This window comes from Nitrogeniibacter aestuarii, from assembly GCF_017309585.1.
In the GTDB taxonomy this organism is placed as follows: Bacteria; Pseudomonadota; Gammaproteobacteria; order Burkholderiales; family Rhodocyclaceae; genus Nitrogeniibacter; species Nitrogeniibacter aestuarii.
Genome location: NZ_CP071321.1, coordinates 1,111,007 through 1,134,910, shown reverse-complemented (window position 1 = coordinate 1,134,910; position 23,904 = coordinate 1,111,007). Strand labels below are relative to the sequence as shown.

Here is a 23,904-nt window from a genome sequence, read left to right as displayed (position 1 = left end):
CATGTCGCGGGGCATGAAGACAGGCACGGACCAAGGTGACGCCGCAACCTGCGAGGAGATCGACTGTGCCGGAACGCTCAGTCGTCGAGGGAGAACGCGCGGACGGTGCCGTCCTTCATCATCGGGATGTAGGCCGTCTTGCCGTCGGCGGAGACGCCCAGGTCCGCCGAGCCGGGCGCCAGGGCATCGAGCTTGCTCACGGCCCCGTCGGGCGCCACACTCAACAGCCCCCCCGCCATCCAGTCAGTGAGCAGCAGCCGGCCGCCCGGAGTCATCTCGATGCCGTCCAGGTTCCCGATCGGGGCTGCCGAGCCATAGTCACTCAAGGCCTTGGTGGTCAGTGAAACGGTCTTCACATGCCCCGGTACCTCGGTGGAAAAGTCGGCCGGATTCATCACCCCCCAGCAAGCCACGTACAGGGTGTCCCCGCTCACGGCGAGGCCGTTCGGATTGGTCAGATCGGCTGAATCGAGCCAGACGGACAATGCCTTGCCGTCAAAACGGTAGATGCGATTGAGCAGCATGTCGGTCACATAGACATGGCCCTGGGCGTCGGCCGCCACGTCGTTGAGGAACACGGCGTCCTGGGCCGGATGGCGTGCGACGACCTGTCCGCTGTCAGCGTCGACCACCACCAGTACATCCACATCGGCGACAAACAGACGCCGGCCGACCAGGGCCATGCCTTTGGGGGCATTCAGGCCGGTCACCCACTCGAGTTGCTGAACGTGGCCGTCTTTGCCCATCAGGGAGATGAAGCCGTTGCCGTCCTTGTCGTTGGGCGCACCATCAATGTTGGACACGAACAGGCGCTCGCCCTGGGTGTCGGGCAGCACGGATTCGGGGGTGCGAAAGACGGCGTCGGTCTGCCACAGGGGCTGGGCGGCCGACGCGGCCCCGGCCAGGGTCGCGCACATCAGCGCCAGGGTCGTGGCCAGTGGTTTGAGTGTCATATTCGGTCTTCTCCTTTGGGTGGGCGCGGTATCAGTACCAAAGATCTTCTTCGGCGCTCTTGGGCGCCTTGGCGTCTTCGGCCTGGACGCGCACGGATTCTTCTCTCAGAAAGCGCACGATCTGCCAGATCTGCGCGTCACTGAGCATACCGGCGAAGGCGCCCATCTGGGTGTTGGGCCGGCCGTGGGCGATGGTGTCGAACATGAGCTGATCGGAGTTCGCTCCGCCCGGCGCCCAGGCGCCGCGCACCAGTTGCGGACACTTGCCGCCGTGACCACGGGTGTTGTGGCACTGCTGGCAGATGCGACCGAACAGGGCCTCGCCCTCCGCCGCATCCTGCTGGGTCTGAGCGGCCGACGGCGCTGCACCGCCTTCGGCACCACCGACGCCGAAGGCAGCGACGACGCCGGCCCAGCCGATCAGCAGGACGGTCGATGTCAGCGCGGCGGCGCGGCGGTAGCTCAGGTGAGCTTTGGTGTGAATTCGATTCATTGCGTAGTCCTGTTCAAGGCCCGGTCGATGGCAGGCCGTATTGCGCACCGGCACGGGCGATGGCCCCCTCGGCACGCATGGCGGCCAGGGCCTGGTTAATGTCTTTTTTCAGCTCGGTCTGATCGGCCGGCAACACCAGCGTCAGGTGCGCGAGCATGTCATCGTCGAAGCGGGTGTCGGGCACCACGGCGCCGGGCCACAAGGTGTTGCCATCTGCCACCAGCCGGGCCAGCGCCGGCCCCCAGACAATGGCGGCGTCCACATCGCCCGTTTGCACAGCGCGCAGCAAGGAGGCGTTGTTGCCATAGGGTTGCCGGGTCAGATGCTCGCGAAACAGAAAGAGGTCGGCCGGCGTGGCGGTCACGGCGCCCAGACGGGCGCCTTTCAGATCGGCCCGGCCGGAGATACCGCTGCCCGGCGCGCGCACCAGCACATAGCCCACGGTCAGGTAGGTGTCACTGGCCACCAGTTGGCGCTCTGCGAGGGACTCGCCCTCCTCCCCGTCGGTGGGCACGCCGGCAAACACCTCACACCGGCCTTTGCGCACAGTCTGGTTGAGCGCCTTGCCCAGCCCGCCGCGCGCGGGAATCTGCACCCATTCAATGCGCACCGGGCGATCGAGCCGGCGACCGAGTTCAGCGGTCACGAGCGGGTCGATGCCGCCGCCCGCCGATGACGAAAACGGCGCATTGTCCTCGGCCATGCAGACCTTGAGCGGCGCGCCTGCCTGAACGGGCAGACTCACCAGCATGGACATGAGCGCCGCCAGTGCCGTGATTGAAAAACGTGTGTGCTTCATGACGGTCTCCCGGCGCGCCCGCCGCAGCGGGCGCGCCTGTCAGGCTCAGTCCGGCAGCGCGAAGACAATCATGCCGCCGCCCCGGTTCTGGTGCTTGAACAGCTCGCCGTACACCAGCGGCCACAGGCTGCCGCCGCCCGGGCCGTACACGATGGCCACGTACTGCTTGCCATGCACGTTGTAGGTGGTCGGGTTGCCATGGATGCCGGTGCCCACGTTGAAGCGCCACAGCGTCTCGCCGGTGTCGTCACGCAGGGCCGAGAACCAGCCTTCGGCATCGCCCGAGAACACCAGCCCGCCTGCCGTGCTCACCAGACCACTGGTGGCCGGCGTGCTTTGCGGCCGGGTCCACACCAACTCGCCGGTGGTGGCATTGAAGGCCTTCACACCGCCGGTGTAGGGATTGGCCTTGAGCACCTTGGAGGCCAGGAACCACTCACCCGACTTCCACTCCATCTGCTTGGCCTGGATGTCCATGGAGCTGTCGATGAAGGGCACATAGAGCAGCTTGGTGAGCGGGCTGTAGGCCGCCGGGTGCCATTCCTTGCCGCCATCGAGAATCGGGGCGATGTCGGTGACCACCTTGTCGTAGGCCGGCACCTTGTCCGGATTGACCACCGGGCGGCAGTTGTCCTTGAAGCCGGTGACCCAGTTCACCCGCGCGATGGGCACCACCCAGTTGCACTTGGAGGAGTCGCGATTGATCGAGTACAGATGGCCGTTACGGTCGGCATGCAGCCACACCTTGCGACCCTTCTCGTCGTCGATGAGGATGGTCTCGTTGTTGCCGTCGTAGTCCCAGGCCCCGTTCGGGGTGTACTGGAAATGGTGCTTGATCTCGCCGGTGTCGGCATCGAGCGCCAGGGTGGAGTTGCTGTAGAGGTTGTCGCCCTCACGCACGCGCGGGTCGAAGTCCGGCGTCGGGTTGCCCACGCCCCAGAAGATGGTGTTGGTCTTGGGGTCGTAGTTGCCGGTCAGCCAGGCCGAGGCGCCGCCGGTTTTCCATGAGCCGTCCTTCCAGGTCTTGGCAACCGGGTCGTCCGCACTGATGGGGCGGGTGTGGCGCTGCCAGATCATCTTGCCGGTGTCCGGATCGAGCGCGGTGATCTTGCCCACGTTGGCGCCCACGTCACTGCCCGAGTTGCCGACCACGATCTTGCCGTTGGCCACCAGCGGCATGGAGGTGTAGATCTCGCCGGTGGTGTAGTCGCCCAGCTTCACGTCCCACACCACGCGGCCGGTGGTGTTGTCGAGCGCCACCACATGCGAGTCGAGCGTGGCCATGTAGACCATGTTCTTGAACACGGCGACGCCGCGGTTGACCGCCTCGCAGCACAGGCGCGGGCCGATGTCACCGGGCAGCGGATGCTCGTATTTCCAGATGATGCGACCGGTTTCTCCGTCGATGGAGAACACCTTGTTCTGGCTGGCGGTCACGTAGATGCGGCCATTGACCACGGTGGTCTGGCTGTCCTGCGCGTCGGTCACACCGAAGGACAGGTTCCACTTGGGCACCAGTTTGCCCACGTTTTCCTGGGTGATCTGACGCAGTTGGGAGAAGCGCGTGGCCTGATAGTCCTTGCCGTAATGCAGCCAGTTGTTGGCGTCCTTGTCGGCGTGCAGCAGCATGTCTTCCGACACGTAATTGGGCCGCCATTTGAAGCTGGCCTCGAGCACGTTCACGCCCAGGGGCGGTTCAGGATCTTCAGCCAGGGCGGGCAACGCGACGCCCAGGCTCAGCGTGAGTGCGGCCAGTGCCCTGGGCACGGCCATGCGGCTTGATGCATGTGTGGTCATGGTCTTCCTCTCTGTTTCTTATCGTTGGCACGTCCGGTGTGCGGACGCGCGAAGGCGCGACGCCGACCGGGTTCGGCGTCGCGCCTGTCGGCTCACGTTCAGAACATGAAGTTGATACCGGTGTTGATCAGGAAGGACTTTTCGCCCACCGACGGCACACCGGCCGCCACGATGCTGGTCTTGATGGTGGCGGCATCGCCGGCATCCACCCAGGCCGCCTGCACATAGATGGTGGTATCCGGCTTCCAGGCGAAGTCGTTGCTGATCACCAGGTTGCGGGTCTCGTCATCGTTATTGTTGCGATCCTTGTTGTGGTAGTAGGCCACGGTGGCTGAGTTGCGCTCGTTCCACTTCCAGTCCACACCCACGCCGATGGCCGCCACATCGGACTGCTCGACACCGGCTTCGGTCTCGTTCTTGGCGCCCAGGTAGTTGCCCTTGAAGGTGAAGTCCCCGACCGGCACCGCAGCGCCCAGTCCCCAGTGGGTGACGTTGTTGTTGCCGGTGGTATCGTCCTTGATCAGCTGGTAGGAAGCCGACAGGGTGACCGGGCCGTTGTAGGCGGCGCCGAGCGCGAAGGCGCTGTTGTCCTCGGCGCTGTCTTCCTGCCCGCCCAGGGCGTACATGATCCCGAAGTCCACCGGGCCCAGCGTGTTGCGGTACTGGATGGCGTTGCTGAAGAAGATACCCACGTCGTTGTTGGTGTTGCGATCACCGGAACCGAAGTCCCAGGTGGTGAGCAACTGGTTGTAGGCCCAGGCGTAGAGGTTGGAGAACTGCTCCTTGAAGGCGCGCGGTTCGGTGCCGATGTGGGCCAGCAGGGCCGGACCGTACTGGCGACCGAAGGTCAGGCTACCCCAGTCGCCGCGGATGCCGATGTTGGCCTGACGACGCCATTGCGGCACCGAGTAATCGCCGTTGGCATCGCGCGCATCGCCGGTGCCGTGCAGCTGACCGTTATTGGTGTCGAAGTGCGATTCGAGATTGAAGAAGGCGGTGATGCCATCGCCCATGTCGCGCTCGCCCTTGAAGCCCAGCACCGTCTGGCGCAGGCCACTGGTTTCCATCGACACCTTGCTGTCACCGTTGCTGCCGGACTTGCTCATGTAGAGCAGACCGACGTCGATGATGCCGAAGATGGAAATCTTGCCGCCTTCGAATTCAGCGATGGTCTTGTCGGCCAGGGCGGAGCCCGAAGCCATGCTCAGTGCCAGTACGAGTGCCCCGGTCGTCACACCATGGTTATGCTTTTTCATTGTCTCCTCCGAGAGTCTGGGTGGTGTTCTGTCTCAGTCCGACGCCATGACACGGCGCGTGCCATGGTCCGTCAGAGGGCATCTCAGGCAGCAACCGTGCCAAGGCCCAAGAGCCCCTAAATTCGGGCATCTTGCAGTTATTGCACCGCAAAAATCGGAGAAAAACGCTGAGACAGATGTTCAATCCGGAGAAGCCTGTCCGCGACAGTTGTGTCTTAATCCGCGGTACCGGGACCCATGTCTCACGAACTCGCCGGTACCTGCCCATGAGCACATCGACGCCCCAGCCCGCCTGATCGACGCGGTTTGACGGCATGCGAGCACCAGGGATGGCCCACCGCCCCCGAATGGCGTGGAACTTGCACCTGAACCGGCACACAGCCCCCCAGAGGGCCACGCCCATTCCCCGTTCCCAGCAGGAGACCGCATGAACGCCACCGAAAAATTCCTCGCTTCATCTGCCCACGTGGACGAAGCGGCCATTGCCCCGCTGCCCAACTCACGCAAGATCTACGTGCAAGGCTCACGCCCCGATGTGCGTGTGCCCATGCGCGAGGTCTCCCAGGCCGATACGCCCACCGGGTTTGGCGGCGAGCAGAACCCGCCGATCTTCGTTTACGACTGTTCCGGCCCCTATACCGACCCGGCGGCGAAGATCGACATCCGCTCCGGCCTGAGCCCGCTGCGCCAGCAGTGGATCGAAGAGCGCGGCGACACCGAGGTGCTGCCGGACCTGTCCTCCGAGTTCGGTCGTGCCCGTGCTGCGGATAGCGCGCTCGACGAGCTGCGCTTCCCCGGCCTGCACCGCACGCCGCGTCGGGCCAAGGCCGGCGCCAACGTCACGCAGATGCACTACGCCCGTCAGGGGATCATCACCCCCGAGATGGAGTTCATCGCCATTCGCGAGAACATGAACCGGGCGGCGTATATCGAGTCCCTGCAGGGCACGGGCCCCATGGGGGAACGCATGGCCAAACTCCTGACCCGTCAGCATCCGGGCCAGAGCTTCGGGGCATCGATTCCCGGCGAGATCACCCCCGAATTCGTGCGCGATGAAGTGGCCCGTGGCCGCGCCATCATCCCCTCGAACATCAACCACCCGGAATCGGAGCCGATGATCATCGGGCGCAACTTCCTGGTGAAGATCAACGCCAACATCGGCAACTCGGCCCTGGGCTCTTCCATCTCCGAGGAAGTGGACAAGATGACCTGGTCCATCCGCTGGGGTGGGGATACGGTGATGGATCTGTCCACGGGCAAGAACATTCACGAAACCCGTGAGTGGATCATCCGCAATTCGCCGGTGCCCATCGGCACCGTGCCCATCTATCAGGCACTCGAGAAGGTCGATGGCAAGGCCGAGGAACTGACCTGGGATATCTTCCGCGACACGCTCATCGAGCAGGCCGAGCAAGGGGTGGATTACTTCACCATCCACGCCGGTGTGCTGCTGCGTTATGTGCCGCTCACGGCCAATCGCATGACGGGCATCGTGTCTCGCGGCGGTTCGATCATGGCCAAGTGGTGTCTGGCCCATCACAAGGAGAGTTTCCTCTACACGAACTTCGAGGAGATCTGCGAGATCATGAAGGCCTACGATGTGGCCTTCAGCCTGGGTGATGGTCTGCGTCCGGGTTCGATCTACGATGCCAACGACGAAGCCCAGCTCGGGGAACTGAAGACCCTCGGTGAGCTGACCGACATTGCCTGGAAGCATGATGTGCAGGTGATGATCGAGGGCCCGGGTCATGTGCCCATGCACATGATCAAGGAGAACATGGATCTGCAGCTGGAGTACTGCAAGGAGGCGCCCTTCTACACCCTGGGCCCGCTGACCACCGACATCGCCCCGGGCTACGACCACATCACCAGCGGCATCGGCGCGGCCAACATCGGCTGGTACGGCACCGCCATGCTGTGCTACGTGACCCCGAAGGAGCATCTGGGCCTGCCGGACAAGGATGATGTGAAGGAAGGGATCATCACCTACAAGCTGGCGGCCCATGCGGCCGATCTGGCCAAGGGCCATCCGGGCGCGCAGATCCGCGACAACGCGCTGTCCAAGGCGCGCTACGAGTTCCGCTGGGAAGACCAGTTCAACCTCGGCCTCGATCCGGACAAGGCGCGCGAGTTCCATGACGAGACGCTGCCCAAGGAATCGGCCAAGGTCGCCCACTTTTGCTCCATGTGCGGGCCGCACTTCTGCTCGATGAAGATCACCCAGGAGGTGCGCGAGTTTGCCGCCCAGCAGGGCATCGGCGAGGACGCGGCGCTCTCCCGGGGCATGGAGGAGAAGGCGGTTGAGTTCGTCAAATCCGGGGCCGAGATCTATCGCAAGGTGTGAGCCACACCAAGCGACGGACGAACAGAAACGGGCCGCAGATGCGGCCCGTTTCTTGTGGCATGACGTACTTACTGTCCGCCGGTCGGCGGTTCGGCCCGGGATGACCGGTTTGCTTCTAGCCAGTCGAGCAAGGCGGCAAACAGCCCCTGGGGATCGACCGGCTTTCGAATGAAGTCGCTCATCCCCGCCTGGATGCAGCGCCGCCGGTCCTCCAGAAATGCATTGGCGGTCAGCGCCACGATAGGTGTCTTGCTGTAGCCGGGAAGCTGCCGGATCTGCCGGGTTGCATCCAGTCCGTTGAGGCGCGGCATCTGCATGTCCATGAGGATCAGGTCGTACTGATGATCCCCCGCCATGGTGACGGCTTCGAGCCCATCACCCGCAATTGTGATGGAGAGCCCCAGATCGGAAAGCATGGCGTCGAGAACTTCCTGGTTGAAAGGCTCGTCCTCGGCCACCAGGATTCGGGCATTGGCAAACTCGGTTCTCAAGCGCTGCTCGACCACCTCTGGCGCAATGGGCTCGCGCGCCTTGGGCGGCGCCTGGATCTTCTTGAGGCGAACGGTGAACCAGAACGTGCTGCCCTTGCCGGGGACACTCGTTGCGCCTGCATCGCCCCCCATCAGCCGCGCGATACGCAAGGTGATGGCCAGCCCCAGTCCAGTGCCGCCATACTTTCGGGTCAGGGAATTGTCGGCCTGCTCGAACGCCCTGAAAAGGCGCTCGAGCGCCTCGGCTTCAATCCCGATGCCCGTGTCTTCAACCGAGAATCGCACGAGCACCTCGGTGGGCGACTCCTGCAGCTGCTCGACACGGACGACGACACTGCCGGTGTCGGTAAAGCGAATGGCGTTGGCCATGTAGTTCAGCAAAGCCTGCTGGATACGCACCGGGTCACCGCTCAGGGGGTCGGGCAGCCGAGCCACGTCGTGCACCAGACTCAAGCCCTTGATCTGCGCACGCTCGGTCACGATCGACATGCAGGAATTGACGATTCGGGACACATCGACCATCTCGTCGTCGAGTTCAAACCGCCCCGCTTCGATCTTCGAGATATCGAGAATCGAGTTGATGACATCGAGCAGGTGCCGGGCCGAGGCTTCGAGCTTGTCGAAACGCGCGAGCTGCTCATCCGACAGCCCGTCGCGGCGAATGACGTGTGCCATGCCCAGGATGCCGTTGAGCGGCGTACGGATTTCATGCGACATGTTGGCCAGGAAGGCGCTCTTGGCCCTGGACGCCACTTCAGCGGCGGCCTTGGCCTCGGTGAGCTCCGAGGTCCGCTGGCTGACCAGTTCCTCCAGATGCTCGCGATAACGCGCCAGCTCCATGTCGGCAGCCACGCGCTCGGAGATATCCACGACATAGGCCACCCGGGCAAGCGGTACGCCCTCGTCGGACTTGGTGACGGTGATGTCGAGCAGCACCGGGAAACGATCCCCATACCGGGTGATGTGCTCACTCTGGAAGACCCCGTGACCGACCACATCCACATCGGCGAGCTGCTGTTTGACCCGGGAATGAATATCCGGCGGAAAAACCGACATGATCGACATGCCGACCATCTCGTCCTCCCGGTAGCCGCGCCGCCGCGCGAACGCAGGGTTCACCGCCACGAAAACGCCGCGATGGGGATCACTCAGTGCCAGACCGAACTCGGCATTCTGGAAGGCGTTGGCCCATTCGAGCAGTTGCCGTTCCATCGCTCGTCGCTCGGTCAGATCCTCGTAGGCGCCCGCGCGGAACACGACATTGCCCCACGCATCCCGATAGGCCGAGACCGCCGCATGACACGGGAAGGTCGAACCGTCCTTGCGCAAGCGAACGGTCTCGAACGCAAGATGCCCCTGGCGATCAACCTGCGCCTTTGTCTCGTCGATGACCGTGCACACATCCGGGGCGTAAAAGTCGTGGAAATTGCGCCCGCGCACCTCATCGATGGCATAACCATGCATCTGGGCGAAGGCCTCGTTGACGTGCGTGATGCGTTCGCTCGCCGCGTCGACGATCACCATGCCCCAGCCGGCGTTGGCGAACAGGGTCTCGTATTTCTGCATCTCCAGCTCCGCTTCCTTGCGGGCTGTGATGTCGAGCACAATCCCCTGGTATTGAGTGAGTTCCCCCTGTGCGTCGAAAGAAGGCATGCCGCGGGCGAACAACCACCGCGCCTTGCTGCCGCGCGGCACATCCACCTGCCATTCGATGTCGAACTGCGCCTTGTCGTGCGCAGCGCGCTCCACGGCCTCGACCACGGCGTCCCGGTCCTCGGGTCGAATACTCTTTCGCCAGGCATCGAAGCTGGGCTTGACCTCGGCATCGGCCACACCATAGACCGCCCAGAGATTGTCCGACCATTCATTGGCGTTGGTCTTGACATCCCAGGTCCACACCCCGGCGTTGGAGGCGCTCAGTGCGAACCTCAGACGCTCCTCACTGCGACGCAAGGCCTGCTCGGCGGCCTTTCGCGCCGACACGTCCGTCACCGTCGCGATGACCTGATTCTCGCCATCGATCTCGAAGGCGCTCAGACTGATCTCGACGCTGAATACCTCGCCGTTGCGACGGCGTCCGACGACATCGTTCAGGCGGGCCGTTGGACGCAATCCATGCTTGCCAAGAAACCGGGTGCGCAAATGCTCGTGCGCGGCACGCTGTGCCTCGGGCACCAGGGTCTCGATGCTCTGCCCCGTCAATTCCTCGACCGAGTAGCCGAACATCAGCGCCAGTGCCGGATTGCACATCTGGATGAAGCCGTCGCCATCGACAACGGTCATGCCCTCGACGCTCGACTCCCACACCAGCCGGAAGCGTCGCTCAAGCGCCTCGTTGGCGCTCTCGGCACGATGCAATGCGGAGACGTCGGAGAAGATCAGCACCGCCCCGGCCACCTCCTGCACTTCATTGCGGTACGGGTCGATCTGCATCAGGTAGTGGAACTCGCCGTGATGCACACGCTCCTTGACCGACACACTGGTCTCGATGACCTGGCTGACCTGCTCGCGCAACTGCGACAGATCGAGATGGCAGGGGATGCCATACAGGCTTTGCCCCACGTCGCTCTCGACGATCCCGAAAATACGGCTGGCCAGCGCATTGAAGCGCGCGATCCGGCCGCTCTTGTCCACCACGATGAGGCTTGAGCGCAGGGAGTTCTGGATATTCGCCAGCGTCGTGTTGAGGTCGATTGCCTCCATCGACTTGGTGCGCAACTCGTCGTTGAGGGTCGTGAGCTCCTCGTTGGACGACTGCAACTCTTCGTTGGACGCTTGCAGCTCCTCGCTGGAGGACTGAACCTCTTCGTTGAGCGACTGCAGTTCCTCGTTCGAGGTCTCGAGCTCTTCGATGACCGATTGCAAGTGCTCGCGGGTGTTGGCGAGTTCCGTTCTCAGGGTCGCCACCTCATTTGCCGGGAGTACCTCCTGGTCACCGGTGGGTGCACCCGCCACGACAGTCTCGACGCTGAGCTCCTCGAAGCACACCAGTAGAGACAGGTCGCTGGCGCCATCGTTGACGTCGAGCCGCCGCACCAATGGACGAATCCTCGAGGGCAGTCCGTGATGACTCAGGGCGATGGTGCCGCCATGGAGTGCCTGCGCATTCTCCTGCACCATGCGGTAGCACAGCGCCTTGAGTTCGGAACGCAGTTCGGGCAGGCACAGGGAGAACACCGCGAAGTCAGGATTGTCTTCGTCCAGCGAGAAGAAGCGCTGCGCGCGACCGAAGAAGCGCACCGGTTCGAAGTTGGCGTTGACCAGCACGGCCGGCGGCGCGTACTGGGCGACCAGCGCCGCCATGGCGTCATCGACCTGATGCTGGCGCTGCACGGTGGCCGTCGGTTTGGAAAACGCCTGAACCGGCCCGGCCCGGTGGCTGCGAAAGCGCAACTGTCCCAACGGATAGGATTCCACGCTGTTCTTGCGCCGGAAGAGTTTGGCATCGGCTTCGACCGCCGAAAACAGATTGCTCGCGAATCCGACCGACTCAGAACGCCCCAGCAACAGCAAGGCGTCAGGATTGAGGCTGTAGTGGAAGGTGCGGATCAGCTCCAGTTGCTGTTCCGGCTTGAGATAGATCAGCAGGTTACGGCAGCTGATGAGGTCCATCCGGATGAAGGGTGGATTGACCGTCACGTCATGCAGGGAGAACACCACCCGATCACGGATGTCCTTGCTGATCCGCCACCCGTCACTGCACGCCGAGAACCATCGGTCCCGGTGTGCCGGCTTCAGCTTGGCAATGGCCTCCTGCGAGAAGACAGCGCCCCGGGCACGCTCGAGCGCGCGCTGATCCACATCCGTGGCAAAGATCCGCAGATCGAGGCGCTTGTCAGCCCCCTCAAGCAGCTCAGCGAGCAGGATTGCAATCGAATACGCCTCTTCGCCCGTGGCGCAGCCAGGCACCCAGACGCGAAAGCTGTCCCCTTCGCGACGTGCTTCGATGACCGGCGCAAGCGCATCGCGCAAGGCGGTGAAGGCCTCTTCGTCGCGGAAGAAGGTGGTCACTGAAATCAGGAAGTTCTGGTAGAGCGTCAGCAGCTCGTCTTCATGGGTATCGACGTACTCCATGTAGTCGGAAAACCCGTCCAGGCCCAGGCTGCGATAGCGCCGCACGATCTGGCGCCGCAGCGTCTGGTCCTTGTAGCGGGACAGATCCAGATCGGTTGCGGCGCTGACCCGCTGCAGCAGTTCATCGATGCGCTTGGCGTCCACCTCGTGGCAGGCGTTGCCCTCGCTGATCAATGCCTCCGGCCGGTTCAGCCAGGCGGCAATCTGACCGGTATCGCCCATCAGATCGGCAATATCCGCATTGAGCACCGATTCGGGCATTGACGGATGCACCGCCTGATCTGGTGCCTGCGCTATGACATGCCCCCCGGCCGCGGCCACTTTGCCAGCGCCGATCGTGCCGTCACGGCCCGAACCGGAGAGAACAACGGCCACGGCACGCTCGCCGAACACGTCGGCCATGGACGCAAACAGGCGATCGATCGACGGTGAGATCGACGCACCGGGAAGCGGATCGACCAGGCGGACGCGCTCCTGCTCGACGATGATGTCGTATCCCGGCGGGCACACCAGAATCTGCCGCGGGCTGATCGGGCTGCCATCGCTGGCGTAACTGACCGACACGGCGGCCTGGGTGGCCAGCAATTCCGCCAGATTGCTCAGCTGATGCGACGCCATGTGGTGCGCCACGAGGATGAAATGCGGGGTGTCGGAGGCAATCTCCTTCACCAGAGGGCGCAAGCTCTGCAAGCCGCCCGCCGACGCCCCAATGCCGATGATGAGTCCTTTCTGGACCTGTTCGTCCACGACGCCCCCCTGGCTTTCGTCGTTTTATCCTGCCATGGAGCGGCCTGCATCGTGAGCGACGGGCCATCTCCTGTTACCCGATTGTATTGGGTTTGGAGGCGCAAATCGAATCACGGCCGTGCTTTTCAGGGGGTCAGGTGCCCGGAAGCACCCCTAGCGCCCGGGAAGCGAATCGCCGCCTTCCTGCTCCACCGTCACGGCAAAATCATAAGCACCACCCCCGGTGGCCGTCGGCTTCACACGGATCACCCAGAAGTGTCGATGGATGCAACCGGCCGGACAATCACCCCAGCCGTGCTCATAGCGCAGCTTGACGGGATCGGTGAACGTGGCGGCCCCGGAACTGCCGATCAGTTGCACACCCTTGTTCTCACCGATCCGGGCGAGTCTGATGGTGTCGAGCGCACTGAACAGTGTCTCGGCCCCTTCAATTCTGAGCGCCTCCGCCTTGACGAAACGCATGTCCCGCCAGCCGTCCGAATCCCCACCGGCATAAACCGTCAGCGTGGTGCCGTAGCGGGCGGCGTCTTCCTTGACGACGATGAGATTCAGCCCGATGGCGGCCAGTGCATCGGTCAGCCCTTTGGCAGCGCACTGCTGTCGGCTTCGGGTCCCCAGTTCGTACATGGTCGTGGTACTTCGGGTCACCTGCATCTCGCCATTGGAGATCTCGGAGATCGTGCTGCTCTTGCGATACGGGCAAGCTGCAACGACATCGTCAACGGCCGCCCGAAGGACGTCGCCCCGGCGCGGCTGCGCCTCTGCCACCGCGTCCGTCGCTGCGGCCATGAAGTCACTGGCCGAGAGGAAGCGAAAGGGCTCATGGTAACCGGCTCGCCCCGGGGGCTGAGTGGCCTCAGCCGGCTGAAGTTCGGGGATGGTCTCACCCACCGCCTTGAGCAGGGCGACCATGAAGCGGAATTCAGGTCCCGCGTCGGTCACCTCACGTGTGTGGCCGGCGTTGAAATGATCGATGGTCAGGGCCATGGCGTCACGATGGACGTCCTGCGCGCTTGCAGGCAGATGGATGGCTGCGAGGGCGGTCATGAGCAGCGTCTTGAGTATCGGGCGCATACGCGTTCTCTCGTTATTTGTTTGCCCCGCTCAGGGCAAGGGCCACAGGATGATGGCGGGCTCGCCCACCCGTTCAATGGTGAAGTGGCTCAGCACGGGCGCGCCATCCTCGATGCGGTAACACTGGACGATGTAGCCATCGCCCATGCCCGGAGCAATGCGCTGACGGCTCACCAGCGAACCGTCATCGTGCATTGTCGGGGACGACAGTTGGGTGGTCACCCCGATACGATCCATACGTGCATCCTGCCAGCGCGAGCCCATGCGCATGCCGGGTTCGGGAAAGTGCAGGGTCCGCAGCCCTCCGTCCTGCTCAAGAATGACGACCGAGATCACGTCGGCGAAGGTGGCGCGACACGGGACGACATGAAGGGCAGTACCGTCCTCGAGCGGATGAACGACGGTGCCGCTATCCGCGAGCTGCGCCATCGGGACGCAGGCGCCGCCGGTGACCGCGTCACGCTGCGCGTACAGCGCCTCGGGCGTCGCGGCCATCGACGCACCTGAAATCAGCAGTAGCAGTCCAGCCATTCGCCTGATCATGGCCTCTCCTTGAGTCAGCACCCTGGCAATCACCGGGGTCGTTGGTTGTGAATCCGACGCGGCACATGCCGGTTTCGTCATTCTGTCGAGCCCCGACGGGTTCCACCATGGGGTGCACACCCCATGTCGAGTCGATCAGGCGGCCACCATCAGGCCGACGCACTGCAAATACACCTTGGTCAAAATATGTTTTTTGATGATTTTATTATTTCAAGTTTTCCCATTCCCGACCGATACCAATAGGGTAAATGTGGATATGTCCGGTGCGCCCGAACCGGATAGTCAGGAAAGGATTTCGCCTTGAACGAGAGCGACATGCAGGACCAGCGCGCGCCGATGGCAGCGCAGACGGCCACGCCCGCGCTTTCATCCGACAGCGCTCTGGAACTCGAGCGCTTCAGGTTCGTTCTCGACGCTTCGGACGATGCCCTGATCACCAAGGCCCTCGACGGGACCATCACCACCTGGAATCGGGGCGCCGAGCGCATGTTCGGCTACACCGCTGGCGAGGCCATCGGCCAGTCCGTACTGATGCTCTACCCGGCCGAGCGCCGTCATGAAGAGCACCAGATCGTCGATCGCCTGCGCGCTGGCGAGCGCATCGACCCGTTCGACACGGTGCGACGGCACAAGGACGGCCGGCTGATTCATGTGTCGATCACCATTTCGCCCATGCAGAACGAGGCCGGACAGATCGTGGGTGCGGCCAAGATTGCCCGCGACATTTCCGAACGCAAGCACACCGACGCCCAGAAAGCATTGGCCGCCTTGCTGATCGAATCGTCGGACGACGCGATCATCAGCAAGACGCTCGACGGCATCATCACCAGCTGGAACAAGGGCGCCGAACGGGTGTTCGGCTACACCGCCGAAGAAGCCATCGGCCAGCCCATGCTGATGCTCTTCCCGCAGTACAAGATCGACGAAGAAGACGACATCCTGCGCAGGATTCGCAACGGCGAGCGCATCGAGCACTTCGAGACCCTTCGCGTCCGCAAGGACCGGCGACTGATCCACATTTCGGCCACGATCTCGCCCTTGCGCGACGAGCATGGGCGCATCGTCGGGGCCTCGAAAATCGCCCGCGACATTTCTGCCCGCAAACAGGCGGATGCACAGAACGCACTCGCCGCGCTGCTGATCGAATCCTCGGACGACGCCATCATCAGCAAGACGCTCGACGGCATCATCACCAGCTGGAACACCGGGGCGCAGCGCGTGTTCGGCTACACTGCCGAAGAAGCCATCGGCCAACCCATGCTGATGCTCTTCCCGCAGGAGAAGGCCCATGAAGAGGACTTCATTCTCGGCCAGATCCGGGCGGGGAAACGGGTCGACCATTTCGAGACGGTGCGCATCCGCCGTGACAAGACCCCGATCCACGTATCGGTGACGATCTCGCCTGTGCACGACGAACACGGACGCATTGTCGGCGCCTCGAAAATCGCCCGGGACATCACACAGCGACGACGCGCCGAAGCCCACATGCGCCTGGCCAGCACCGTGTTCGACCATACCCACGAGGGTGTCGCCATCGCCGATTTCAGCGGACGCATTCTGCAGATCAACGAGGCCTTCACCCAGATCACCGGGTACGACCGGCGCGAGGCGATCGGCCGTACCGGCGAGATGTTCACCACCGGCCCTCAGCTTGAGCGGCTCAAGACCAACATACTGCAGGCCCTCCAGACCGAGGGGTGCTGGAGCGGTGAAGTCCAGGGGCGGCGCAGAAGCGGTCAGAACTACGCCGGTCTGCTCACCATCAGCTCGGTGCCCAGCGACGACATGTCGGTGGGGCGCTATGTGGCGCTGATCTCGGACATCACCCAGTTGCGCGAACAACGCGAGGCGCTCAAGCGCATGGCGCATTTCGACGCGCTGACCGGGCTACCCAATCGCGCCCTGCTGCACGACCGCCTTGAGCAAGGCATCGCCCGCTGCGACCGGGACGACACCTCACTGGCCCTTCTGTACATGGACCTGGACGGATTCAAGGCCGTTAACGACAACCATGGGCACAAGGCCGGCGACGAAGTGCTCAAGGCCGTCTCCAACCGGGTCAAGGCCGTCCTGCGACGCACCGATACCCTGGCGCGACTTGGCGGCGATGAATTCGTCGCGGTGATGCCGGGGCTCTCGGACCTGGACCAGTGCATTCATCTGATCGAGCGGATCATCGAGGAATGCGCCCGACCGGTCTCCTTTCAAGGTGTCGAACTGAAGGTATCGACCAGCGTGGGGATGACCACCTATCCCAATGACAATGTTGACGGCGAGCACCTGATCCGGCATGCCGACAAAGCCATGTACGAAGCCAAGCATGCCGGCAAGAACGGCTACGCCATCTTCGACGCGACGACATCAACCAACTTCACCGGAGCCTTTGCCGATCCGGGGTTCTTGCAGGACTGAGCGCGGCGGCACACCGCGCTGGACGCACGTGCTACGGGTCTGTGTCAGACTGCGGCAACAACGATGATGCCCGCCGCCGCGGCCCCGCAGCCCATGCCCGAGTACAGCCCCAGCCCCCTCACCCCGGATGAAGTCAGCCTGACGCCCGGCTGCCTGATCCTCGATTTCGGCGCCCCCTGGTGCGGGCACTGCGCGCGGGCACGTGCATTGGTCGATCCGGCTTTGAGTGCTCATCCATCGCTGAACCATGTGCGTATCGAAGACGGCCCCGGCCGACGCCTCGGGCGCCACTTCAAGGTCAAGCTGTGGCCAACGCTCATCTTCTTGCGTGATGGTGTGGAGCGCACCCGTGTGGTGCGCCCGCAACAGCCTCAGGAGGTCGAAGACGCGCTCGCCGCCATGGGCCCGTGCCCGTGAGCAGCCCGGCCTTCGCGGCCCTCGATGCGGCCGGGCTCAACCTGCAGGCGGTATTCGACGTGGCCACACTGCCGGCGGATGTTCGTGCCGGCCTGCCGCGCACCGCACCCCGACAGTTGATTCTGGTGGGTCACGCCGGCCCCGGCTTCTGGCGTGCCCTGCTTCAATCGAACACCACCGGCGCCCATCCGATGGATGACTTCAGCCGGCATGTCGTCGCCGCGTGGCTCGCCGGGCTGACCGACATGGCCGATGTGCACTGGCTGTATCCCGGAGAGACTGCCGTCGGCCTTCAACGACTCGGCCAGCTTGCCGGCTGGCATCACGACTCGCCGTTCAAGGTGGGGGTTCACCCAGGCTGGGGCAGCTGGTTTGCCTATCGTGCGGCCGTCCTCGCCGACACGCACCTGCCCATCACCCCACGGGCCGAACTGCTTGTCAGCCCCTGCCAAAGCTGCGAGGGCACGCCCTGCGTGAGCGCCTGCCCGGCCCGCGCGATGGATGGCGACGGCTTCTCGCTGCCCGCCTGCCTGGCCAATCGCACCCGCCCGGATTCGAGTTGCGCCACCACCTGTCTGGCCCGGCTCGCCTGCCCGGTGGGCACGCAGTTTCGCTACCCGCCCGAGCAGATCGAGCACATGTACAGCCATTCGCTCGCCATGATCCGCGCTCACCTGAAGCAAACCAGCGAGACTTGATCTGGGTCGATGCATCATCACCGCCTCATGCGACAATGAGGCCAGTTCATTGAGCGGAAACGCAGTATGGAAGCCATGCCCATTGCCGCGGTCATCTACCCGGCCGACTACAACCCCTCTCCCCTGCTGGCCGACTTCGCCCAGGAACTCAAGGCCGCCGGTGTCCGTCTTGTGGGCGCTGTCCAGTATGACAACGGGCCCATGGAAACCTGCGGTATCGAGTTCGAAGTCCTCCCCACCGGGCAGCGCATGGGTCTGTCTCAGGACCTGGGTGCCGGGTCAAACGCCTGCCGGCTCGACCCGAACGCCATGGCCGACGCCGCCGCACTGATCAAGCAGGGCATCAGCGCCGGTGCGCAACTGGCCATCTTCAACAAATTCGGCGCTCAGGAGGCGGGTGGCGACGGTCTGCGTGCCGAGATGATCGATGCGGTTGTTGCCGGCATTCCCTTGCTCACGGCCGTACCCGAGCGTTTCACCGCCGAGTGGAACGAATTCACCGGTGGTGAAAGCGCCAGCCTGGCCATGACGGCCGACGCCCTGCGCCAGTGGTGGCAGGCCCTGAACGCCTGAACACCGACCCGACCAAGCTGCGCGACCGCTGGAACGATGCCAGCGGCGGGCTGGGCTACCACTGGCGCGCCTGGCGCTACCACGCCAGAGGCTGGGCACCTTTTCATCAGGCCGTCGGCACCTGGCTGAACGCCTGGAAGCCGGACGCACGCACGCTGGTACTGGTCGGCCCATCCGGTGGTTACGCGCTCAACGCACGCTTTCTGTCGCGCTTCGGGCGCCTTGTCGCGCTCGAGCCGGACCCCCTCGCCCGCTGGCTGCTGCGCCATCGTTTCCGGGACATGCCCTGGCACTTCCCGCGCGACGACGTGTTCCACGATCTGCAGGCCCTGTCGCGGCTGTCGGAGCACTGGTCAGATGCCGCCTTTCTGTTCTGCAACGTGATCGGGCAGGTGTTTCCGGCCGATGCGCTGGGCCGCTGGCTGACTACACACGCGGCCTGGTTCGACACTCACTCCTGGGCCAGCTGGCATGACGTGTTCTCGTCGAGCGTGGCGCCTGCCCGCCTGCCCGACTCGAATGAAGCGGCCATGGGGCCGACGGCCGGAATCGACGTGGCCCGCGCCCTGTGGGCCGGCATGCGTTGCGAAGTGGAAGATCACGGCACTTTCGGCTGGCGTCCACCCGCAAAATTTGCCCTGTGGCCGCTCACGCCCCGGCAATGGCATGTGATCGGCTGGGTGGAACACACGCCCCGCCGCTAGCGCCTATTTCATGGTCTCGGGCTGATCGATCCGTTGACCGATCGCTGCCAGCGCATCCGCAAACACCTTGTGCAGACGCTTGAGCTGAGCCTGGTGCCGGTCGGCTTTTCCGGCTTCGAACAGACGCTCGAACTCGCGCGCAGCTTCGCTCAGGCACACAGCGCCAACTGTCGCGGACGTGCTCTTGAGGGTATGGACCAGGCGGTAAGCCTCGACGTCATCGCCCGCCGCAAAGGCCGCGTCCAGACGATCCATCAGGTCATGCTGGGTTTCGCGAAAGCGTTTGAGTAAGCGCAGGTACAGGTCCGGCTTGTCACCGGCGTAGCGCATGCCCACCTTTTCGTCGAGCACCTGTGCCACGGCCGGCAGCGGCAGTTTGCCGAACACGCGCGGGGTGTCTTGCGCCTGCGACCGATCAACCAGGAACTGCACCAGCAGGGTATTGAGATCGATCGGATCCACCGGCTTGGTGAGCACATCGTTCATGCCCGCCTGCAGGCAGCGCGCACGCTCCTCGGCCATGGCATGGGCCGTCAGGGCAATAATCGGTAGTGCCTTGTGTTCGCTCATGAGGCGGATGCGCCGAGTGGCTTCGTACCCATCCATGACCGGCATCTGGATGTCCATGAGCACCAGGTCGAAGCGGTCACGAGCGAGACGCTGCAGGGCCATCTCGCCATGCTCGGCCACGGTCACCTGAATACCCCGCTCTTCGAGCAACTCCACCGCAAGCTGCTGGTTCAGTTCGTTGTCTTCCACCAGCAGCACACGGGCGCCCGCCAGTTGCGCCAACCGCTCCGACGCGGGTTGCGCGCGCGCGGTGATCACCAGTTGCGAGCGTGAGCTGGGTTCATACGGAATCTCGAAGCCGAAGGTCGAGCCCTGCCCTTCGTGGCTGGAAACGGTCAGTTTGCCACCCATGGCATGGACCAGCCGCTTGGCAATGGCCAGCCCGAGGCCCGAACCGCCGAAGCGGCGTGTGGTGGTGTTGTCCGCCTGCTGAAAGGGTTCGAACAAGCGGGCCAGCACGGCGGGCGCCATGCCGATGCCCGTGTCGCTGACCTCGCCACGCAACCACACCCGGCGGGCGCCGTCCCGGCGTGCCGCAAGATGCACCGAGATGCCGCCATGCTCGGTGAACTTGACCGCATTGGACAACAGGTTGGTGAGGATCTGGCGAAAACGCAGGGCGTCACCCTGCACCACCTCGGGCACATCAGGCGCGATCTCGACCTGCCAATCCAGACCTTTCTGCACGGCCCGGTACGAGACCATGGCAGAGACATTGCCCACGGCCTCGCGCACATCGAACGGCGCGCGCTCCAGCTCCAGCCGTTCCGCCTCGATCTTGGAGTAGTCAAGGATGTCGTTGAGGATGTCGAGCAGCGAGAGCGCCGCGCCGTTCACCTTGGTGATGTAATCACGCTGCTGCGCGTCCAGATCGGATTTCAGGCATTGGCCGGACAGGCCGATGATGGCGTTCATGGGCGTGCGGATTTCGTGGCTCATATTGGCCAGGAACATGCTCTTGGCCTGGTTGGCGCGCTCGGCACTTTCCTTGGCGGCCTCCAGATCGGCAGTGCGCTCGATGACCTGGGCCTCGAGCGCCTCGTTGTGCTGCTCACGCTCGCGCGCATGGCGCTGCTGCTCCGTCACATCACGCACCACGATCAGGTAGCGCTCTTCGTGGTCTGATCTCATGGGCAGACCGGTCAGCTCGAGTTCGACCACCTCCCCGTCTTCGCGCACACGGGTTGCCGTCTCGAGCGCCGGTTGGCGCCGGCGCATGCGCGCCAGCAGCCGCTGAGCGACCCGACGCTCATCCGGCGGGAGGTTCGCCATTTCGATCTGACCGGGGTGTGCCGCCACACGGCCCAGCAGCGCCTCGGCCATCGGATTGCACTGCAGACACCCGCCCTTTGCATCGAAGACCATGAGACCGTCATTGACGGCCTCGAACACGCCGCGCAACAGGGCATCGCCCGAGCTGATGCGGCGCTCCGATTCGATGCGCTGCGTCACGTCACGCGCCACCACCACGATGCCCTGCCGCCCGCCCTCGGGGCCGAACAGGGGCACGCGGGTGACATCGAACTGGCGCTCGCCAATACCCGAGACTGAAATCACTTCACGAGACATGGTGGTCGACCCGGCGATCCAGGCGCTCTCGTCGTTGCTCCAGAACCCCAGCAGCTCGGCGCGACGATCGGGAAACTGCCGCGCCAGATCGAGGTCGCTGCAGCCGCGCCACTGAATGTGCTGAAGGTTGAACAGGCTGAGCCCGACCAGGTTGACCACTTGCCAGCGGCCCTGACCGTCCTTGAGGAAAACACCGTCGGGCATGGCATCGACCAGTGTCGAGAGCTGTTTCTCACGCTCGCGCAGACCGATTTCAGCCAGCCGGCTGGCCGTCACGTCGGTGTAGGTGCCCACCGCACGCAGTCCGCGCCCGTGGCGGTCGCGCTCGACAATCTTGCCGCGCACCATGACCCAGCGCCAGCCGCCACCGGCGTGACGCGCCTTGAACTCGATGGACATGGCGCTGCGCACGCCCTTGACCATGTCATCAATTGTCTTTTCCACACGAGACAGGTCTTCGGGCGCCACTCGCGCCAGGAACTGCCCGAACGAGGCGAACATGGTTTCATCGGTCAGACCGAACATGTCCTTGGCCTGAGGCGAACAGTCGAGAACGTCGGATGAGACATCCCATTCCCAGATGCCGTGGTCGGCGCTCTCAAGGGCGAATTGCCAACGCATCTCGGCCTCGCGCGCCGCCTTCTCGATCAGCTTCTGGTCCGTGGTGTCGGTGTTGGTCCCCACCAGGCGCAGCGCCCAACCGTTTTCGTCACGCTCGACCACGGTGCCGCAGTTGAGCATCCAGCGGTAGGTCCCGTCCTTGCAACGGATCCGGGTCTCCACGCGCAAGGCCTCGGTCTCGCCCTTGAGATGTGCGGTAATGGCCTGGCGCGCCACTTCCACGTCGTCCGGGTGCACCAGGGACAGCCATTGCGCAAAGGTGTTGTCCAGCTCCCAGTCGTCGAATCCGATCAGCCGTTTGCCGATGGGGGACACCAGCACCATGTCGGAGTCAAAGCGCCAATCGAACAGGCCGTGTCCCGCCGCTTCGATCACCGACAGCCAGCGGCTCTTGTCTTCTTCGGCGCGCTCCGCCTCGTCCTCCGCGGCCTTGCGCTGGGTAATGTCTTCGACGCTGAGGGAAAAATAGACGACTTCGCCCTCATGATTGCGCACCGGCGACAGCACGCATCGCGCCCACACCACCTGCTCACCATGGCACCGGTAGCGACACTCGGTGACGTAGATATCGCGTTCGCCCGCCAGCATCTGGACGCGTGCATCGGCTTCGCGCGCCAGATCCTGCGGGTCGCTCACGGTGGCACGCCCCAGATTCATCAAGCGCTCGCGCGTGTGCCCCAGCACCCGGCACAGCGTCGCGTTGATTCGCACCCACTCGCCATCCAGACCAATGTGAGCCATGCCCATCGCCACGTGTTCGAACGCAGCCGCAAAGCGCATTTCCGTTTCGCGCAACTCACGTGTCCGTGACTCGACAACGCGGCGGATGGCGGTCTGTCGCCGCCACAGCCCATTTAGCGCCACCGCGGTCGCAAGCGAGGCGGCCATACCGAAAAGCGAGACGATGACCGGCGCGGCAGTCAGGTGAGTCGAGACGAATCCCGCCCGGGCTTCGGCTCGCACCGCGATGTGCTGTCCGTCTACTGTCACGGTGCTGACGGCACCGGGCCCTTCCCCCGGCATTTGCCCGGCAGGCAGGTCATCCGGTGTATGCAGTGAGAGGCTGAGACTGTCGAGTTCGAACGGTTGGGGCAAGGCACCGAGATCGAGCGACAGGGCCAGCAAGCCCATGCCGCCCTCCCGACCCGGCCGCTCGACGCGGTAAAACCAGAACGCGCCAGGCCCGTCGACGCCCGCAACGCCCGGGTCAATCACAAAGGCGCGCTCCCGCCCCCCCAGTGCCATGTGCGCGAGCGCACGCATGTGTGTGGTCGATGCCGGAACCACGGTTGCCTCGGCCGGCGCCATGAGCGAATGGGCCACGCCGTTTTCATCAAAATAGATCAGCGCCCGGTCGGCCGCGTCACGACGGTGTTCGGTCGGCAGCGTACCTTCAGTCGAGGCGATGGTGGCGGCGATCTGGCCGAGCCGCTCGGCGCGGACCTCAAGCTGCTGAACCAGCTGGCGTGCGCGTGCATCGGCGAGGCGGGCCACTTCGTCGGTCGCCCGACGCAGCTCCTGTTCACGCAACTGCCAACCCAGCAGAATGCTGGCGACCACGCCCAGCGCGACGCCGAGCCACAGCCCGCGAGGCCACCATCCGGCACGGACAATCTCATCTTTCATGCAGACTCACCGTTCACTCGGACGGTCCCCAGACATCAAATACCGCCATATGGGCATGATGGCACGAATGTTCTCTTTTGCGCTTGGCATTTGCCCTCAAGGCATAAAGCTACACGCATTGTCAGATTATCGTCATGCATTGA

At 64.0% G+C, this 23,904-nt stretch carries 15 protein-coding genes; 6 read left to right on the top strand and 9 right to left on the bottom strand.

From position 1 onward, the window contains the following. Window positions 1–77: 77 nt before the first annotated feature. The 5 genes from J0W34_RS05275 to J0W34_RS05255 form a co-directional block, all read right to left on the bottom strand. Window positions 78–953, bottom strand: coding sequence for an SMP-30/gluconolactonase/LRE family protein (locus J0W34_RS05275; RefSeq protein ID WP_230970967.1), 876 nt, complete (start codon window positions 951–953; stop codon window positions 78–80). A 31-nt stretch (window positions 954–984) separates the two neighbouring features. Beyond that, on the bottom strand, window positions 985–1,446 hold the full coding sequence (locus J0W34_RS05270) for a c-type cytochrome (RefSeq protein WP_230970966.1): 462 nt from the start codon (window positions 1,444–1,446) through the stop codon (window positions 985–987). A 13-nt stretch (window positions 1,447–1,459) separates the two neighbouring features. Beyond that, window positions 1,460–2,245: a substrate-binding periplasmic protein gene (locus J0W34_RS05265; RefSeq protein ID WP_227818328.1), complete on the bottom strand. Its 786-nt coding sequence runs from the start codon at window positions 2,243–2,245 to the stop codon at window positions 1,460–1,462. A gap of 45 nt (window positions 2,246–2,290) precedes the next feature. Next, entirely contained in the window at window positions 2,291–4,042 is a 1,752-nt protein-coding gene (locus tag J0W34_RS05260; RefSeq protein ID WP_227818329.1) for a PQQ-dependent dehydrogenase, methanol/ethanol family, read from the bottom strand. Between the two features lie 98 nt (window positions 4,043–4,140). Beyond that, the gene (locus J0W34_RS05255) at window positions 4,141–5,298 is read right to left on the bottom strand and encodes a porin (RefSeq protein ID WP_227818330.1); all 1,158 of its coding nucleotides are present in this window, start codon (window positions 5,296–5,298) and stop codon (window positions 4,141–4,143) included. Window positions 5,299–5,725: 427 nt separating this feature from the next. On the opposite strand from J0W34_RS05255, the gene thiC reads away from it, so the two are divergent. Further along, window positions 5,726–7,642: a phosphomethylpyrimidine synthase ThiC gene (gene thiC / locus J0W34_RS05250; RefSeq protein ID WP_230970965.1), complete on the top strand. Its 1,917-nt coding sequence runs from the start codon at window positions 5,726–5,728 to the stop codon at window positions 7,640–7,642. Window positions 7,643–7,710: 68 nt separating this feature from the next. On the opposite strand, the gene J0W34_RS05245 is transcribed toward thiC, so the two are convergent. From J0W34_RS05245 to J0W34_RS05235, 3 genes are all read right to left on the bottom strand, one after another. Continuing rightward, a complete protein-coding gene (locus J0W34_RS05245; RefSeq protein WP_230970964.1) occupies window positions 7,711–12,954 on the bottom strand; it encodes a PAS domain S-box protein in 5,244 nt (1,747 codons plus the stop codon). A gap of 153 nt (window positions 12,955–13,107) precedes the next feature. Continuing rightward, on the bottom strand, window positions 13,108–14,028 hold the full coding sequence (locus tag J0W34_RS05240; protein ID WP_230970963.1) for a hypothetical protein: 921 nt from the start codon (window positions 14,026–14,028) through the stop codon (window positions 13,108–13,110). Window positions 14,029–14,058: 30 nt separating this feature from the next. Then, entirely contained in the window at window positions 14,059–14,571 is a 513-nt protein-coding gene (locus J0W34_RS05235) for a hypothetical protein (protein WP_230970962.1), read from the bottom strand. A gap of 300 nt (window positions 14,572–14,871) precedes the next feature. On the opposite strand from J0W34_RS05235, the gene J0W34_RS05230 reads away from it, so the two are divergent. The 5 genes from J0W34_RS05230 to J0W34_RS05210 all read left to right on the top strand — a co-directional run bounded on the left by J0W34_RS05230 (window position 14,872) and on the right by J0W34_RS05210 (window position 19,375). Beyond that, window positions 14,872–16,983 carry a PAS domain S-box protein gene (locus J0W34_RS05230; protein WP_230970961.1) on the top strand — a complete coding sequence of 704 codons (2,112 nt, stop codon included), beginning with the start codon at window positions 14,872–14,874 and terminating at the stop codon, window positions 16,981–16,983. A 63-nt stretch (window positions 16,984–17,046) separates the two neighbouring features. Continuing rightward, window positions 17,047–17,400, top strand: a complete 354-nt coding sequence (locus J0W34_RS05225) for a thioredoxin family protein (RefSeq protein WP_230970960.1) — start codon at window positions 17,047–17,049, stop codon at window positions 17,398–17,400. Next, the gene (locus J0W34_RS05220) at window positions 17,397–18,098 is read left to right on the top strand and encodes a hypothetical protein (RefSeq protein WP_230970959.1); all 702 of its coding nucleotides are present in this window, start codon (window positions 17,397–17,399) and stop codon (window positions 18,096–18,098) included. The genes J0W34_RS05225 and J0W34_RS05220 overlap by 4 nt, the downstream gene beginning before the upstream one ends. 66 nt (window positions 18,099–18,164) lie before the next feature. Then, entirely contained in the window at window positions 18,165–18,671 is a 507-nt protein-coding gene (locus J0W34_RS05215) for a DUF2478 domain-containing protein (RefSeq protein ID WP_227815922.1), read from the top strand. Next, window positions 18,650–19,375 carry a hypothetical protein gene (locus J0W34_RS05210; RefSeq protein WP_230970958.1) on the top strand — a complete coding sequence of 242 codons (726 nt, stop codon included), beginning with the start codon at window positions 18,650–18,652 and terminating at the stop codon, window positions 19,373–19,375. Before J0W34_RS05215 ends, J0W34_RS05210 begins: the two co-directional genes overlap by 22 nt. A 3-nt stretch (window positions 19,376–19,378) precedes the next feature. Here the strand turns inward: J0W34_RS05210 and J0W34_RS05205 are convergent, their stop codons facing one another. Then, complete coding sequence (locus J0W34_RS05205; protein ID WP_230970957.1) at window positions 19,379–23,761, bottom strand: PAS domain S-box protein; 4,383 nt, start codon at window positions 23,759–23,761, stop codon at window positions 19,379–19,381. Between the last annotated feature and the right edge of the window lie 143 nt (window positions 23,762–23,904).

What these genes read in the sequence shown, in the direction of transcription:
- J0W34_RS05275 (WP_230970967.1), bottom strand. Translation starts at nt 953, where the DNA reads ATGACACTCAAACCACTGGCCACGACCCTGGCGCTGATGTGCGCGACC.
- J0W34_RS05270 (WP_230970966.1), bottom strand. Translation starts at nt 1,446, where the DNA reads ATGAATCGAATTCACACCAAAGCTCACCTGAGCTACCGCCGCGCCGCC.
- J0W34_RS05265 (WP_227818328.1), bottom strand. Translation starts at nt 2,245, where the DNA reads ATGAAGCACACACGTTTTTCAATCACGGCACTGGCGGCGCTCATGTCC.
- J0W34_RS05260 (WP_227818329.1), bottom strand. Translation starts at nt 4,042, where the DNA reads ATGACCACACATGCATCAAGCCGCATGGCCGTGCCCAGGGCACTGGCC.
- J0W34_RS05255 (WP_227818330.1), bottom strand. Translation starts at nt 5,298, where the DNA reads ATGAAAAAGCATAACCATGGTGTGACGACCGGGGCACTCGTACTGGCA.
- thiC (WP_230970965.1), top strand. Translation starts at nt 5,726, where the DNA reads ATGAACGCCACCGAAAAATTCCTCGCTTCATCTGCCCACGTGGACGAA.
- J0W34_RS05240 (WP_230970963.1), bottom strand. Translation starts at nt 14,028, where the DNA reads ATGCGCCCGATACTCAAGACGCTGCTCATGACCGCCCTCGCAGCCATC.
- J0W34_RS05235 (WP_230970962.1), bottom strand. Translation starts at nt 14,571, where the DNA reads ATGATCAGGCGAATGGCTGGACTGCTACTGCTGATTTCAGGTGCGTCG.
- J0W34_RS05225 (WP_230970960.1), top strand. Translation starts at nt 17,047, where the DNA reads ATGATGCCCGCCGCCGCGGCCCCGCAGCCCATGCCCGAGTACAGCCCC.
- J0W34_RS05215 (WP_227815922.1), top strand. Translation starts at nt 18,165, where the DNA reads ATGGAAGCCATGCCCATTGCCGCGGTCATCTACCCGGCCGACTACAAC.
- J0W34_RS05205 (WP_230970957.1), bottom strand. Translation starts at nt 23,761, where the DNA reads ATGAAAGATGAGATTGTCCGTGCCGGATGGTGGCCTCGCGGGCTGTGG.